General features: G+C 70.4%; 17 protein-coding genes. 10 read left to right on the top strand and 7 right to left on the bottom strand.

The genetic code is table 11. The features are described 5' to 3' along the window. The first annotated feature begins 35 nt into the window (after positions 1–35). Complete coding sequence (locus ACZ5Y9_RS00840) at positions 36–485, top strand: low molecular weight protein-tyrosine-phosphatase (RefSeq protein WP_247624191.1); 450 nt, start codon at positions 36–38, stop codon at positions 483–485. 23 nt (positions 486–508) lie between these two features. Continuing rightward, positions 509–1,891 (top strand): adenylosuccinate lyase, encoded by a 1,383-nt coding sequence (purB, locus tag ACZ5Y9_RS00845; protein ID WP_464472756.1) that lies wholly within the window; start codon positions 509–511, stop codon positions 1,889–1,891. Positions 1,892–2,103: 212 nt separating this feature from the next. Here the strand turns inward: purB and ACZ5Y9_RS00850 are convergent, their stop codons facing one another. Together ACZ5Y9_RS00850 and ACZ5Y9_RS00855 are read right to left on the bottom strand one after the other, a co-directional pair. After that, a complete protein-coding gene (locus ACZ5Y9_RS00850) occupies positions 2,104–2,457 on the bottom strand; it encodes a hypothetical protein (protein ID WP_464471998.1) in 354 nt (117 codons plus the stop codon). Then, a complete protein-coding gene (locus tag ACZ5Y9_RS00855; protein WP_464471999.1) occupies positions 2,454–3,089 on the bottom strand; it encodes an acyl-CoA synthetase in 636 nt (211 codons plus the stop codon). The genes ACZ5Y9_RS00850 and ACZ5Y9_RS00855 overlap by 4 nt, the downstream gene beginning before the upstream one ends. Positions 3,090–3,382: 293 nt before the next feature. Between ACZ5Y9_RS00855 and ACZ5Y9_RS00860 the strand changes: the two genes are divergently transcribed. Further along, positions 3,383–4,321, top strand: a complete 939-nt coding sequence (locus tag ACZ5Y9_RS00860) for a hypothetical protein (protein WP_404597100.1) — start codon at positions 3,383–3,385, stop codon at positions 4,319–4,321. Here ACZ5Y9_RS00860 and ACZ5Y9_RS00865 read toward each other — a convergent pair. Next, positions 4,309–5,145 (bottom strand): sulfurtransferase, encoded by an 837-nt coding sequence (locus tag ACZ5Y9_RS00865; protein ID WP_464472000.1) that lies wholly within the window; start codon positions 5,143–5,145, stop codon positions 4,309–4,311. The two genes, ACZ5Y9_RS00860 and ACZ5Y9_RS00865, sit on opposite strands and share 13 nt — an antisense overlap. Before the next feature lie 117 nt (positions 5,146–5,262). On the opposite strand from ACZ5Y9_RS00865, the gene ACZ5Y9_RS00870 reads away from it, so the two are divergent. From ACZ5Y9_RS00870 to ACZ5Y9_RS00885, 4 genes are all read left to right on the top strand, one after another. Further along, positions 5,263–6,174 carry a DMT family transporter gene (locus tag ACZ5Y9_RS00870; protein ID WP_464472001.1) on the top strand — a complete coding sequence of 304 codons (912 nt, stop codon included), beginning with the start codon at positions 5,263–5,265 and terminating at the stop codon, positions 6,172–6,174. A gap of 27 nt (positions 6,175–6,201) precedes the next feature. Further along, positions 6,202–6,861 carry a GTP cyclohydrolase II gene (locus ACZ5Y9_RS00875; RefSeq protein WP_247624185.1) on the top strand — a complete coding sequence of 220 codons (660 nt, stop codon included), beginning with the start codon at positions 6,202–6,204 and terminating at the stop codon, positions 6,859–6,861. Positions 6,862–6,863: 2 nt separating this feature from the next. Further along, complete coding sequence (locus tag ACZ5Y9_RS00880; protein WP_247957171.1) at positions 6,864–7,361, top strand: MarR family winged helix-turn-helix transcriptional regulator; 498 nt, start codon at positions 6,864–6,866, stop codon at positions 7,359–7,361. Positions 7,362–7,427: 66 nt separating this feature from the next. Continuing rightward, entirely contained in the window at positions 7,428–7,754 is a 327-nt protein-coding gene (locus tag ACZ5Y9_RS00885) for a helix-turn-helix domain-containing protein (RefSeq protein WP_464472002.1), read from the top strand. 101 nt (positions 7,755–7,855) lie between these two features. On the opposite strand, the gene ACZ5Y9_RS00890 is transcribed toward ACZ5Y9_RS00885, so the two are convergent. Further along, positions 7,856–8,446, bottom strand: a complete 591-nt coding sequence (locus ACZ5Y9_RS00890; RefSeq protein ID WP_247957173.1) for a ClpP family protease — start codon at positions 8,444–8,446, stop codon at positions 7,856–7,858. Next, complete coding sequence (locus tag ACZ5Y9_RS00895) at positions 8,443–9,057, bottom strand: ClpP family protease (RefSeq protein ID WP_404597094.1); 615 nt, start codon at positions 9,055–9,057, stop codon at positions 8,443–8,445. Before ACZ5Y9_RS00895 ends, ACZ5Y9_RS00890 begins: the two co-directional genes overlap by 4 nt. Positions 9,058–9,182: 125 nt before the next feature. Between ACZ5Y9_RS00895 and ACZ5Y9_RS00900 the strand changes: the two genes are divergently transcribed. Continuing rightward, entirely contained in the window at positions 9,183–9,650 is a 468-nt protein-coding gene (locus tag ACZ5Y9_RS00900) for an acyl-CoA thioesterase (protein ID WP_247624180.1), read from the top strand. On the opposite strand, the gene ACZ5Y9_RS00905 is transcribed toward ACZ5Y9_RS00900, so the two are convergent. After that, entirely contained in the window at positions 9,584–10,831 is a 1,248-nt protein-coding gene (locus tag ACZ5Y9_RS00905; protein WP_464472003.1) for a trans-sulfuration enzyme family protein, read from the bottom strand. The two genes, ACZ5Y9_RS00900 and ACZ5Y9_RS00905, sit on opposite strands and share 67 nt — an antisense overlap. A 112-nt stretch (positions 10,832–10,943) precedes the next feature. Between ACZ5Y9_RS00905 and ACZ5Y9_RS00910 the strand changes: the two genes are divergently transcribed. Together ACZ5Y9_RS00910 and ACZ5Y9_RS00915 are read left to right on the top strand one after the other, a co-directional pair. After that, on the top strand, positions 10,944–11,420 hold the full coding sequence (locus ACZ5Y9_RS00910) for an Lrp/AsnC family transcriptional regulator (RefSeq protein WP_247633524.1): 477 nt from the start codon (positions 10,944–10,946) through the stop codon (positions 11,418–11,420). A 73-nt stretch (positions 11,421–11,493) separates the two neighbouring features. Beyond that, a complete protein-coding gene (locus tag ACZ5Y9_RS00915) occupies positions 11,494–13,206 on the top strand; it encodes an AMP-binding protein (protein WP_464472004.1) in 1,713 nt (570 codons plus the stop codon). A gap of 34 nt (positions 13,207–13,240) precedes the next feature. On the opposite strand, the gene ACZ5Y9_RS00920 is transcribed toward ACZ5Y9_RS00915, so the two are convergent. Beyond that, positions 13,241–13,663: a hypothetical protein gene (locus tag ACZ5Y9_RS00920; protein ID WP_464472005.1), complete on the bottom strand. Its 423-nt coding sequence runs from the start codon at positions 13,661–13,663 to the stop codon at positions 13,241–13,243.

The following is a 13,663-nucleotide window of genomic DNA, read 5'->3' on the forward strand; positions in this document are numbered from 1 at the left end:
TCTTCGTGTGCACGGGGAACATCTGCCGATCCCCCATGGCCGAGGTCGTCTTCCGCGACCTCGCCGAGCATCAGGGGCTGGGCTCGCGCATCGTCTCGCGCAGCGCGGGCACGGGCGACTGGCACCTCGGCGAGCGCGCCGACCACCGCACGATCGACTCGCTCGCCCGCCGCGGGTACGACGGATCGCAGCACCGCGCGAAGCAGTTCACCGCGGCATCCTTCCTCGAGAACGACCTCATCGTGGCCCTCGACCGCACGCACGAGCGCATCCTGCGCGAGTGGGCGCGCGACGAGGACCAGGAGGGCAAGGTCACCCTCCTCCTCGGCTTCGACCCCGACGCCTCGACCCATGATGTGCCCGACCCCTACTACGCCGGCCCCGAGATGTTCGATTCGGTGCTCGGTATGATCGAGACGGCGACTCGCGGGCTGTTCCGTCAGCTCGAACCCGCCCTGCGCCAGCCCCGCACGCCCCGCATCTGACGGGCCCGATCAGGAGGATTCCCCTGACTTTCCAGCCTTCGCTTCCGCCGCAGCCCCTGAGCCCCCTCGACGGTCGCTACCGCGGCACCGTCACCGGACTCGCCGACTTCCTCTCGGAGGCCGGCCTCAACCGGGCCCGCGTCGAGGTCGAGGTCGAGTGGCTCATCGCCCTCACCGACCGCTCGCTGTTCGAGACGTCCCCCCTGTCGGATGCCGACAAGGAGCGCCTCCGCGCCCTCTACCGCGACTTCGGCCAGGCCGAGATCGACTGGCTCGCCGAGAAGGAGGCGGTCACCCGCCACGACGTCAAGGCCATCGAGTACCTCGTGCGCGACCGCCTCTCGACGCTCGGCCTCGACGCCATCGCCGAGCTGACGCACTTCGCCTGCACGAGCGAGGACATCAACTCGGTCTCGTACGCGCTCACCGTCAAGCGCGCGGTCGAGAGCGTCTGGCTCCCCGCCCTCGACTCCGTCATCGCCAAGCTCCGCGAGCTCGCGGTCGAGCACGCCGACGCCGCGATGCTCTCGCGCACCCACGGCCAGCCCGCGACCCCGTCGACCATGGGCAAGGAGATCGCCGTGTTCGCGTGGCGTCTCGAGCGCGTGCGCGGCCAGATCGCGGCATCCGACTACCTGGCGAAGTTCTCGGGCGCGACCGGCACGTGGTCGGCGCACCTGTCGGCCGACCCCGACGCCGACTGGCCGACCATCGCCCGCGAGTACGTCGAGGGCCTCGGTCTCGGCTTCAACGTGCTCACCACTCAGATCGAGTCGCACGACTGGCAGGTCGAGCTCTACGACCGCGTGCGTCACGCCGGCGGCATCCTGCACAACCTCGCCACCGACATCTGGACGTACATCTCGCTCGGCTACTTCGCGCAGATCCCGGTCGCCGGTGCGACCGGGTCGTCGACCATGCCGCACAAGATCAACCCGATCCGCTTCGAGAACGCCGAGGCGAACCTCGAGCTCTCGGCCGCGCTGCTCGGGTCGCTCTCGCAGACGCTCGTCACGAGCCGCCTGCAGCGCGACCTGACCGACTCCACCACGCAGCGCAACATCGGCGTCGCGTTCGGGCACTCGCTGCTCGCGCTCGACAACCTGCGCCGCGGGCTCAATGAGATCTCGCTGTCGCGCGACGTGCTGCTCGCCGACCTCGACGTGAACTGGGAGGTGCTCGCCGAGGCGATCCAGACGGTCATCCGCGCCGAGGTCGTCGCCGGTCGCTCGAGCATCACCGACCCGTACGCCCTGCTCAAGGAGCTCACCCGCGGACACCGCATCGGTGGCGCCGAGCTCGCCGAGTTCGTGCAGGGCCTCGAGATCGGCGACGCGGCCAAGCAGCGCCTGCTCGCGCTGACCCCCGCCACGTACACGGGAATCGCCGAGCGCCTCGCGCGCTGACGCCTCTCCGCCACGCAGAAACGCAGAAACGCACCCCATGCCCATCGGGCGGGGTGCGTTTCTGCGTTCGGCTCGGGCACGCGCGTGCACCAATTCAGGAAGATCGATCGACTGCGATCGGCGGGTCCGCGGGATTCCGCGGGTGACCCCACTCGGCGGCCACGGTTTTCCTGATTTATGACACGCGCCAGGCGGGCACGCCGCCGGCAGGACTATTCCGTGCGGTCGGTGCGGGCGTCGCCCGCGGCAGCGCCGTCGTCGGACTCGGGGTCGTAGAGCACAGGACGGTCGACCGTCTTCGTGACGTCGGCCGGGTCGACGGCCAGGATCAGCATCGCCAGCATGAGCAGCGTCACGATGAACGCACCGCCGCCGACGACCAGTCCCAGCATCACCGGGGTGAGGCCCTCGTAGCTGCCGTTCGCGATCGCGGTGTTCACGCGGGCCGTGAAGGCACCGGTCGAGACGAGCGTCACGATCATCGCGAACACACCGCACGCGAGGGCGATGCCCAGCAGGTGCAGCGGCCGCAGGATGTCGCGGCGGGTGGGCTTCTCTTCGCTCATCGGGCGTCTCCGCTCTCGGCGGGAACGGATGCCGGGGCGACGGCATCCGCCTTCTGGGGCGTGAGTCCGGCGATGCCGAGGAAGACGGCGACGAGCGCGGCGTAGCCGCCGAGCATCCCGACCCCGAGGATGATGCCGGTCAGCTCGAAGGTGCCCGCTTCCTTGATCGTGTAGTCGTGGGTGAAGCCGGCAGGGATCACCCAGAGCAGCACGGCGAGCAGGATGCCGAACGACCCGATGATGATGGAGTCACGAGCCGTCGGGTCCGTGCCGATACGGCGAGCACGGATGCCGGCGAGCAGTTCGGTCAGACCCGTCGCGAGCGCCCAGGCGCCGACGACGATGAAGAAGACGTCATTCGTGCGCCACACGGGGATGCCGGTCGCCATGCCGGCCGCGACGCTGAGCAGGCCGATCACGACGGCGGGCCACCGCGACCCCGCGGGGAACACCAACCACACCGACAGCAGCATCACGAGGGCCGTCGCGATCGCGAAGCCGCTGAAGACCGAGAGACCCACCGACGCGGAGTGATCGGACGAGAACGTGATCATGAGGGCGGCGACGGCGGCGAACAGCGCGCGCAGCAGTTGCACGTTGCGCACGGTGAAGGTGCGGGAAGGGGCAGACATGAAGATCCAGAGTCCTCCGGGGTTGTGCTCCCAGTCTACGCGGGGGCGCCGGGGCGGAAGGACGGGGCTGTTCGCGGGGCCCGATGGATCTCCCCAGATCGATCATCGGGCCCCACGAGTACGCAGCACGGGGGCATCGCTGCGCCCGATCATCCTCCGCAAGGTCGGGCACCCTGCCTGCGTCGAGACGATCACGTCGACCCCACTTCGTCACCCAGGTCCCCAGGGGTGGCCTCGTGCGGTCGTAAGCTCACTCTAAACAGCAGTTCTTCACATACCGGAGGGGGTCTGTGATGGAGAGTGAAGATTTTCTGAAGCCCTCGAACGGGCCCGGCTTCCCCGCCGCGTTCAGGGATGCGATCAACGCGCGCCGCGTGACGCTGTCGTGGGTGCAGGAGCGTCTGCGCGCCCGTGGCAACCAGGTGTCGATGGCGACGTTGAGCTACTGGCGCTCGGGGGCGCGGCATCCGGAGGGCGCACAGTCGCTGGCCGCGGTCGCCGATATCGAGGAGCTGCTGCACCTCGACCGCGGTGCGCTGACCGGGCTGCTGCGGTCGTCGCGAACGGGGCCGCTCGGACCGAACCTCTTCCCGATCGACGAGCACGCCATCGAAGAAGCCGTGAAGGAGGCCTTCGCGGCGCTCGGTGCGGAGTACCCCGACACCTCGCGCGAGCTGACGACGCACTCGGTGACGGACGTCGGGATCGAGGGTCACGTCGTGCAGAGCCGCACGCGCAGCATCGTGCAGTCGACGATCGGCACCATCACGGCGATCCCGTTCCTCGAGCTCACCCCCGGCATCCCCACTCCGGCGCCGGAATTCGCCGCCGACTTCGGGGGTCGCATCGCGAACCGCTACTCGCACCCCAGCGGCGAGGTGCACGGCGTGCTGTTCGAGCTCGACGCACCGCTCACGGCGCCGAACACGGCGATGGTCGAGTGGTCGGTGTCGTATCCGCCGGGGTACCCGCCGCAGCTCGAGACCGGGCACGCGGTCGCCCGCCAGTGCCGCGAACTGCTGGTGTGGACGAGGTTCCACCCCGAGGCGCTGCCCGACTGGTTCGAGGAGCAGGTCGACACTCCGCAGAGCCAGACGGCGACGCCGGTGACGCTGGAGTCGGGCACATCGATCCACCAGGTGCGCCGCGCGTTCGGGCCGGGCGCACTGCTGCTGCGCTGGGGCTTCGGCGAGCGCGAACCCGAATCGGATCCGTCGGGTCAGCCGGGCTGATCGCCCGTCGCGATCGGACGCCCCGGCGTGTTCGACCACTGGCTCCACGAACCGGGGAAGACCTTCGCCTCGATGCCGACCTCGTCGAGCACGAGCGCCGTGTGCGCGGCGGTGACGCCCGAGCCGCAGTACGCCGCGACGCGGGTGCCCTCGGCGATGCCGACGGTGGCCAGGTTCGCGCGCACGGTCGCGACGTCGAGGATGCGTCCGTCGGCGTCGAGGTGCAGCATCGTGGGCAGGTTGACGGCGCCGGGGATGTGCCCGGCGATCGGGTCGAGGGGCTCGGTCTCACCGCGGTAGCGCTCGGGAGCGCGCACGTCGAGCAGCACCCCGGATGCCGGGAACGCCGCCGCCTCGTCGATCGACAGGGCGTCGTCGCCGATCTCGCGGAGCACCGCGGTGCCCTCCTCGGGCGACTCATCGGCCGTGTCGACATCGTGACCGGCGGCGATCCATCCGCGGATGCCGCCCTCGAGCACGTGCACGTCGACGCCCGCCTGGCGCAGCAGCCACCACGCCCGCGCAGCGGCGAGGCCCTTCGCATCGTCGTAGGCGACGACCAGATCGCCGTCGTGCACACCCCATCGGCGCACCGCCCGCTGCAGGGTCTCGGTCGACGGCAGCGGGTGGCGGCCCTCGGAGGCCTCGCCGTGCGTCGCGAGCTCGGAGTCGAGCGGCACGTAGACGGCACCGGGGATGTGGCCCTCGAGATACTCCGCGTGGCCGTCCGGACGGTCGAGCCGCCAGCGCACGTCGATCACGCGCACGGGGGCACCCTGCTCTCGCAGGTCGCTCAGTTCGTCGGGGCTCACGAAGTTGCTCATGCAGCGAGGCTACCGACGCGTTCGATGCATCCGCTCGGAGCCGACATTCTTCGTGATCTTCCGGCATCCCGCACGGCGCTATCCTCGATGAGGCAGCCGTCGAGAAAGGGCCCCGCGATGCCCACTCGTCTGCGCTGGATGCGCTTCCGCCCGCAGGAGGCCGCCCTCATCGCGATCACCGCGGTCTGGGGCAGCACCTTCCTGCTCGTGCACTGGGCGATGCAGCACTCGGGTCCCTGGTTCTTCGTGGGGCTGCGCTTCCTCGTGGCGGGACTCATCAGCGTCGTCATCTTCCACCGCGTGCTGCGCGGCATCCGCTGGCGGGACATCGGCGCCGGTGTCGCGATCGGCGTCATGATCCATCTCGGCTACGGCTTGCAGACCGTCGGACTGCAGACGATCGACTCCAGCACCTCCGCCTTCATCACCGCGATGTACGTGCCGCTGGTGCCGCTCGCGCAGTGGGCCGTGTTCCGCAAACGCCCGCCCGCGATGGCGTTCGTCGGGGCGGCGCTCGCGTTCGTCGGGCTCGTGCTGATCGCCGGACCCGACGCGTTCTCCCTCACCCTCGGCGCCGGCGAGATCGCCACGATGATCAGCACTCTGCCGATCGCGGCCGAGATCATCCTCATCAGCGTGTTCGCCGGGCGCATCGACCTCGGACGCATCACGATCGTGCAGCTGCTCACGGCGGGCGTGCTCGGACTGCTGACGATGCCGCTGGTCGGCGAGGGGTTCCCTGCGTTCTCGTGGGTGTGGGTCGTGTGCGCGATCGGGCTGGGCGCGGCGAGTTGCCTCATCCAGCTCACGATGAACTGGGCGCAGAAGTCGGTCTCCCCCACGCGCGCGACGATCATCTACGCGGGCGAGCCGGTCTGGGCGGGCGTGATCGGGCGCATCGCCGGCGAGCGCCTGCCCGCCCTCGCCCTGGTCGGTGGCGGACTCGTGGTGCTCGGCACCCTCGCGAGCGAGCTGAAGTTCGTGCGGCGGCGGGACCGGGCACCGTCACCCGAGGAGCCCCGGGAATAGACCCGGCCGTGCCGCGTTCTACCCCACATGATTGAAAGTTCAACGGTGGTTCCCCTCGCCTCCGAGCGGACCCGCGTGCGCGTACCGATGGCCTTCGCCGACGGGTACTCCACCACCGCCGACGTCGTCACCTTCGACGGCCTCGTCGACGGACGCGAGCACCTGCTCCTCGGCCTCGGCGACTGGCGCGCGGCGCTCGACCGTGCAGCCGACGGCGGACCCGCCCCCCTCGTGCGCCCGCACAGCGAGTGCCTCACCGGAGACGTCTTCGGTTCGCAGCGCTGCGACTGCGGCCCCCAGCTGCGCGAGGCCGTCGAACGCATCGCCGACGAGGGCGGCTTCCTTCTGTACCTCCGCCAGGAGGGTCGCGGCATCGGCCTCTACGCCAAGCTCGACGCCTACGCGCTGCAGGACTCCGGCCTCGACACCTACGAGGCGAACGTCGCCCTCGGTCGCGGTGAGGACGAGCGCGACTACACCGTCGCCGCTCAGATGCTCGCGGCGGTCGGCGTCGACGGCATCCGCCTGCTCAGCAACAACCCCGACAAGGCGCGCCAGCTCGAGGCCCTCGGCATCCGAGTGACCGAGCACGTGCCCACCGGAGTGCACCTCTCGGAGGCGAACACCCGCTACCTCGAGGCCAAGCGCGACCACACCGCGCACACCATCGACCTCTCGGCGGCGTGAGCATGGACGCGCGGATCGACGGACAGACGGATGCCGTGCGGCACCCGCGCCGGCTCGATGACGCCGAGATGCAGACGTGGCTGCCGGTCATCCGCTTCGTGCAGCTGCTGCCACAGGTGCTCGATCGCGCGCTGAAGGACGAGGTCGGGCTCAACCACGCGCGGTACGCGATCCTCATCATGCTCGCCGGGCAGATCGACGGCGGGGCGACCACCATGACCGAGCTCGCCCGCATCGCGGGGCTCAGCCGGTCGCGCCTGAGCCACGCGATCGACTCCCTCGAGGAGCGCGGCTGGGTGGAACGCACCTCGTGCGGCGCCGACAAGCGCACGCTCTCCGCAGCCCTCACCCCGGCCGGGCGCGACCTGTTGCGCGAGGCGGCGCCGGTGCACGTCGAGCAGATCCGCGAACTCGTGCTCGACCCGCTCACCGACGAGGAACGCGGTCAGCTCGCCGGCATCCTCACGAAGCTGCTGCCCGGGGTGACGGCGGCGCTGTAGGCGTTCTGCTCGGGTTCTGCTCTGAGCAGAAACGATGCCGCCGAACCGTGCGTCGTACCGTGAGGCATGGCCGACATCGTCCCCTTCCCGCGCACGCCCCGCCCGAGCGACCCCGAGCCGCTGTGGCGCCACCTCCTCGGCGAGCAGTTGCGCCGACGCCGGCACGAGCGCGGCGAGACCCTCACCGAGACCGCCGACACCGCGGGCGTCTCGCCCCAGTACCTCTCGGAGGTCGAGCGCGGGCGCAAGGAGCCGTCGAGCGAGATGATCGCGGCGATCGCCGGCGCACTCGACACCAGCCTCGTCGAGCTCACCAGCGCGGTGGCCGATGAGCTGCGCGCGGCGTCGGTGCCGGCATCCGCCCGTGCATCGGTCTTCGCCCTCGCTGCCTGACCCTTCGCGGGGGCTGGGGCGCTTCGACAGGCTCAGCGACCCAGGGTGGTGGCCCAACAAGCCTGGGTCCCTGAGCCTGTCGAAGGGCCCGCCCCGCGCCTCTACCCCCGCTCCCCCAGCACGGTGTCGATCAGTCCGTAGGCCTGGGCGGCGGATGCCGTGAACACGCGGTCGCGGTCGGTGTCGGCACGCAGCTCCCGGGCCGTGCGGCCGCTGTGCCGGGCGAGGATCTCCTCCATGTCGGAGCGCACCCGCACGACCTCGTCGGCCGCGAGGATCAGGTCGGGGATCGCCCCGCGCGACTGCCCCGCCGGCTGGTGCAGCACCAGTCGGGCGTGCGCGAGTGCGGCCCGCTCCCCCGGTGCTCCGGCGGCGACGAGCAGGGCGGCGGGTCCGATCGCCTGTCCCACGCACGTCGTCGCGATGCTCGGGCGGATGTGCTGCATGGTGTCGTAGATCGCGAGCGCCGCCCCCGGATCGCCGCCCTCGCTGTTGATGTAGAACTGGATCGCGCTCTCGGGGCTGTCGGCGTCGAGGTGCAGCAGCTGGGCGATCAGCGCGTTCGCAACGCCCGCGTCGATGCCGGTGCCGAGGTAGATGACGCGCTCGGCGAGCAGGTGCGAGTACACGTCCATGACGCGCTCGCCCCGCGGATGCTGCGCGATCACGTTCGGGATCGTGTAGCCGCTCATGCGCCCGCCCCCAGCCCGACCCGCGCACGTCGCCGGGGCATCACGTCGGAGAGAGACGACACGATCTCGTCGATGAAGCCGTAGTCGCGCGCCTGCTCGGCCGTGTACCAGCGGTCGTGCAGCGAGTCCTCGAAGATGCGCTCACGGGTCTGCCCGGTGTCGTCGGAGATGAGTCCGAGCACCGTGTCGCGCATGTGGCGGAGGTCGTCGGCCTGCGTCTCGATCTCGCCCGCCGATCCGCCGATCCCCGCCGAGCCCTGATGCATGAGGATGCGCGCGTGCGGCAGCGCCCGACGCTTGCCCGCGGCGCCCGCCGAGAGCAGGAACTGCCCGGCGCTGCACGCCAGCCCGAGCGCGAGGGTCGAGACGTCGTTGGGGATGAGCCGCATGATGTCGCGGATCGCGAGCATCGACGGCACGGAGCCGCCGGGCGAGTGGATCCAGAGGGCGATGTCGGTCGCAGCATCCTCGGCCGAGAGGGTGAGCAGCTGCGTCATCAGCAGCGTACCGTTGTCGTCGTCGAGGGCGCCGTCGAGCACCAGGACGCGTTCGTGGAACAGGGCGCGTCGGGCCTCGGGCCCGAACTGCGGGAGGGGGTTCTCTTCGCTCATGCCCCCAGCATCCGCCGGTCGCCCCTCGCGCACGCCGGAATCTGCCCTCGGCCGATCCGCCCTGGGCAGAGGGCCCCTTCACGGCGCGTAACACCGCCGACTCACGCGGTTCCTAGGCTGGAGGCATGGCCAAGCATGAAGAGAACTCGTGGTCCGAGGACGGCATCAACTTCCGCACCCGCAAGTGGGTGCGCCCGGAAGACCTCAATGCCAACGGGTCTCTGTTCGGCGGGAGCCTGCTGAAGTGGATCGATGAGGAGGCCGCGATCTACGCGATCGTGCAGCTCGGCAACTACCGCGCGGTGACGAAGCTGATCTCGGAGATCAACTTCGAGGCCTCCGCCGTGCAGGGCGACCTGATCGAGATCGGTCTGACGGCCACGCACTTCGGCCGCACCTCGCTGACGATGCGGGCCGTCGCGCGCAACATGATCACGCGCAAGCGCATCCTCACGATCGAGAAGATCGTGTTCGTGAGCCTCGACGAGGACGGCAACCCGACCCCGCACGGCTACCGCGACATCACCTACAACCGCGACCGGATGCCCACCGAGCGGCTCTCGACCGGAACGGTCATCCTGCCCAAGCTCTGAGCGGCGGGCGCGAGCCCGGCGAACGCGGTCGCGAGGTCGGCGATCAGGTCGTCGACATCCTCGAGTCCGATCGACAGGCGCAGCACGTCGGCGGCGGGGCGCGCTTCGGCCGGCACCGGTCGGTGCGTGAGCGCGGCGGGGTGCTGGATGAGCGAGTCGACACCGCCGAGCGAGACCGCGTGGGTGAAGAGCGTGGTGCCCGAGGCGACAGCGGATGCCGCGGCGTACCCGCCCTGCATCCGCATCGCGATCATCGCCCCTGTGCCGCGCATCTGACGGTCGAGGATGCCGTGCGGGTCGCCGTCGAGCCCGGGGTAGAAGACCTCGGCGATCTCGGGCCGGTCGAGCAGCCACGACACGATGCGGCGGGCGTTCTCCTGCTGACGCTGCATGCGCACGGGCAGGGTCGCGAGTCCGCGGTGCAGCAGGTACGCGCCGAGCGGGTGGAGCAGGCCACCCGTCACGGCGCGTACGCGTCGCAGCGCTTCGGCGGTCTCCTCGGCGCAGGCCACGACTCCGGCGATCACATCGCCGTGCCCTCCCAGGTACTTGGTCGCGCTGTGCAGCGACATCGCCGCACCGAGATCGATCGGGTTCTGCAGGATCGGTGTCGCGAACGTGTTGTCGACGACGACCGGCACCTCGCCCGCCTGCCCCACGACCTCGGCGATGTCGGCGATGTCGAGCGTGGGATTGGCGGGTGTCTCGAGCACCACGAGGCCGGTGTCGGGACGGATGCTGCCCGCCACCTCGTGCGGATGGCAGTAGGTGACCTCGGCGCCGAGCAGCCCCGAGCCGAGCAGATGGTCGGTGCCGCCGTAGAGCGGGCGCACCGCGACGACGTGGCGCTTGCCGACCGCATTGGTGTGCGCGAGGATCACGGCGGTCATCGCCGCCATGCCCGACCCGAAGGCGACGGACGCCTCGGCGTGCTCCATCTCGGCGAGCGCCTCTTCGAAGCGGGCGACGGTCGGGTTCCACAGGCGCGCGTAGACGAGGCTGCCGTCGGCGGGCGGGCGCCCACCGGTCGCCATCGCCTCGTAGGAGTCGCCGCCGCGCTCGACGTCGGGCAGTGGGTTCGTGGTCGACAGGTCGATCGGCAGCGCGTGCACTCCGAGATCCGCGAGGTCGGAGCGGCCGCTGTGGACGGCGACGGTGTCGGGATGCAGCGGGGCGGTCATCCCTCCATGTTGCGCGTATCGCGGCGTGGACGGTGAGAATCGACAGCATCCGCCGCCGATCAAACTGATATCGCTATTCTGAGCAAGAACGGATGCCGAGGAGGACCCGACGTTGCCCAAACCCCCAGGATCGCCGCTCGACGAGACCGACCTCGCGTTGCTCGCCGTGCTCACCCGCGAGGCCGACATCACGAACAAGGCGCTCGCCCACCGCCTGAACCTCGCCGAGTCCACCTGCGCGCACCGCGTGCGGGCGCTGCGCGAGCGCGGGATCATCCGCGATACGCGGATCCGCCTCGACGAGGCATCCGTCGGCTATCCGTTGCAGGCGATCATCAAGGTGCGCCTCGCCAACCACACCGGCCCCACCGTCACCGCCCTGTTCGACGCGCTCGCGAGCGTGCCGCGCGTGCTCCAGGTCTTCCACGTCGCCGGGGTCGACGACTTTCTCGTGCACGTCGCCGTCGAGGACGCGACGGCGCTGCGCGACATCGTGCTCGAGCACATCACCGTGCACCCGGTCGTGCGCGGCACCGAGACCCAGCTCGTGTTCGAACTGCGCGACGGCGCCGGGCTGCTCGCGCGCTAGCGGCGGCATCGGCTCGTTCCGGAATCAGCCATTCGCGCGACGGGACCGACGCACCTGCGCGAGGATGGAACGCATGACCCGCAGTGCCACCGCCGCCACGCAGACCATCCGCGAGATGCGCGACTTCCTGTTCGCGAACGCGACCGACTACGACGCCGCCCGCGCGGGGTTCTCGTGGCCGCAGGTCGACGAGTTCAACTTCGCGCTCGAGTGGTTCGACGTCGTCGCCGGCGAGACACCCGACCGCCCCGCGGTGCAGATCGTCGAGGCCGACCTCTCGCTGCGGTCGTGGACCTACGGCGAACTCTCCCGCCGGTCCGACCAGGTCGCCGCATGGCTGACCGGTCTCGGCATCCGTCGCGGCGACCACCTGATCGTGATGCTCGGCAACACGATCGAGCTGTGGGAGGTGATGCTCGCGATCACCAAGATCGGCGCGGTGTCGATCCCGACCTCGACGCTGCTGTCGGCATCCGACCTCGCCTACCGGATCGATCACGGCCGCGCCCGCGCGGTCGTCACGCTCGGCACCCTCGGCGACCGTCTCGCAGACATCGACGACGGCATCCTGCGCATCGGCATCGGCGACGGCATCCCGGCGGGTTGGGAGCGATTCGCCGATTCGGCGGATGCCCCGACCGTCTTCGAGCCCGACGGCCCGACGCCCGCCACCGACACCTCGCTGCTGTACTTCACCTCGGGCACTACCAACCGTCCGAAGCTCGTGCAGCACACCCACGTCTCGTACCCGATCGGGCACCTGTCGACCATGTGGTGGCTGGGCGTGCGCCCCGACGACGTGCACCTCAACATCTCGTCGCCCGGCTGGGCGAAGCACGCGTGGTCGAGCTTCTACTCGCCGTTCCTCGCCGAGGCGACCGTGTTCGTCTACAACTACGCGCGCTTCGATGCGAACACCCTCATGCAGGTCATGGACACCCACCACGTGAGCACGTTCTGCGCGCCGCCGACCGTGTGGCGGATGCTCATCCAGGCCGACCTCGCCCGCCTCACCCACCCGCCGCGCGAGCTCGTCGGCGCCGGAGAACCGCTCAACCCCGAGGTCATCGACCGCGTGCGCGACGCGTGGGGTGGAACCATCCGCGACGGCTTCGGGCAGACCGAGATGACCTGCTGCGTGGGCAACTCCCCCGGGCAGCCCGTGAAGGTCGGCTCGATGGGACGGCCGCTGCCCGGGTACCCGGTGGTGCTGCTCGACCCGGTGACCGGCGAGATCGTCGACGGGGCGAGCGAGGGCGAGATCGCGCTCGACCTGTCGCAGCCGCCGCTGGGGCTCATGGCCGGGTACTACGACGACCCCGAGAAGACCGCGGAGTCCCGCGTCGGCGGCTACCACCACACCGGCGACATCGCGGTGCGCGACGATGAGGGGTATCTCACCTACATCGGGCGCGCCGACGACGTGTTCAAGGCATCCGACTACAAGATCTCGCCGTTCGAACTCGAGTCGGTGCTGCTCGAGCACGACCTCGTGATCGAGGCGGCGGTCGTGCCCAGCCCCGACCCGACGCGCCTGTCGGTGCCGAAGGCGTACGTTTGCCTGACGGCGGATACCGCCGCCGACGGCGAGGCCGCCCGCTCGATCTTCGCCTACGCGAACGAACGTCTGTCGTCGCACCTCTGGGTGCGGGTCATCGAGTTCGTGGACGAGCTGCCCAAGACGATCTCGGGCAAGATCCGCCGCGTCGAACTGCGGGCCCGCGAGGCCGCGCGCGTCGAGGCCGGAGATTCGGCCGGGCAGCACTGGGAGCGCGACTACCGCTGAGACCGGTGAACTGCCGGAACTCGGCGAACGGGACTCAGCGCACGACGGCGATCGCGCCGGTCGCCGTACTCGGCGTGCGCGCCGGAACCCGGATCGTGGTCGTGGCCGGCGCGGGCTGCGCCGCCTCGACCACCGCTGCCGCTCGTGCCGCGCTGCGCGTCATGCGCCCGTTGTCGGCGGCGCTGATGATCGCGCGCACGATGCCGCCGAGCACGAGCATCGCCCCCAGGGCCGCTCCCGAGATGATCAGGGGCAGCCACTGGTGGGCGAACGATGCCGTGGAGCTCAGGAGCGCCGCGGGAATCCACACCCCGACCGCCCCGCCGCTGAGCCCACCGGCACCGCGAGCGATCGCGGCCCCCGCCACGATCGCGCAGACGACGGCGATCGCCGCGCCGATCCATCCGATCGGAACCAGAAATCCGGCCAGGTCCCTGGCAATGGCAGCTGTCGTCAT

The sequence above is a fragment of the Microbacterium sp. T3-8 genome, assembly GCF_055398145.1.

Excerpts from the sequence above, each read along its gene's own strand:
- ACZ5Y9_RS00840 (WP_247624191.1), top strand. The coding sequence starts at position 36 with ATGGCCGAGGTCGTCTTCCGCGACCTCGCCGAGCATCAGGGGCTGGGC.
- ACZ5Y9_RS00850 (WP_464471998.1), bottom strand. The coding sequence starts at position 2,457 with ATGAGCGAAGAGAAGCCCACCCGCCGCGACATCCTGCGGCCGCTGCAC.
- ACZ5Y9_RS00855 (WP_464471999.1), bottom strand. The coding sequence starts at position 3,089 with ATGTCTGCCCCTTCCCGCACCTTCACCGTGCGCAACGTGCAACTGCTG.
- ACZ5Y9_RS00860 (WP_404597100.1), top strand. The coding sequence starts at position 3,383 with ATGGAGAGTGAAGATTTTCTGAAGCCCTCGAACGGGCCCGGCTTCCCC.
- ACZ5Y9_RS00865 (WP_464472000.1), bottom strand. The coding sequence starts at position 5,145 with ATGAGCAACTTCGTGAGCCCCGACGAACTGAGCGACCTGCGAGAGCAG.
- ACZ5Y9_RS00870 (WP_464472001.1), top strand. The coding sequence starts at position 5,263 with ATGCCCACTCGTCTGCGCTGGATGCGCTTCCGCCCGCAGGAGGCCGCC.
- ACZ5Y9_RS00875 (WP_247624185.1), top strand. The coding sequence starts at position 6,202 with ATGATTGAAAGTTCAACGGTGGTTCCCCTCGCCTCCGAGCGGACCCGC.
- ACZ5Y9_RS00880 (WP_247957171.1), top strand. The coding sequence starts at position 6,864 with ATGGACGCGCGGATCGACGGACAGACGGATGCCGTGCGGCACCCGCGC.
- ACZ5Y9_RS00885 (WP_464472002.1), top strand. The coding sequence starts at position 7,428 with ATGGCCGACATCGTCCCCTTCCCGCGCACGCCCCGCCCGAGCGACCCC.
- ACZ5Y9_RS00890 (WP_247957173.1), bottom strand. The coding sequence starts at position 8,446 with ATGAGCGGCTACACGATCCCGAACGTGATCGCGCAGCATCCGCGGGGC.
- ACZ5Y9_RS00895 (WP_404597094.1), bottom strand. The coding sequence starts at position 9,057 with ATGAGCGAAGAGAACCCCCTCCCGCAGTTCGGGCCCGAGGCCCGACGC.
- ACZ5Y9_RS00900 (WP_247624180.1), top strand. The coding sequence starts at position 9,183 with ATGGCCAAGCATGAAGAGAACTCGTGGTCCGAGGACGGCATCAACTTC.
- ACZ5Y9_RS00905 (WP_464472003.1), bottom strand. The coding sequence starts at position 10,831 with ATGACCGCCCCGCTGCATCCCGACACCGTCGCCGTCCACAGCGGCCGC.
- ACZ5Y9_RS00915 (WP_464472004.1), top strand. The coding sequence starts at position 11,494 with ATGACCCGCAGTGCCACCGCCGCCACGCAGACCATCCGCGAGATGCGC.
- ACZ5Y9_RS00920 (WP_464472005.1), bottom strand. The coding sequence starts at position 13,663 with ATGACGACAGCTGCCATTGCCAGGGACCTGGCCGGATTTCTGGTTCCG.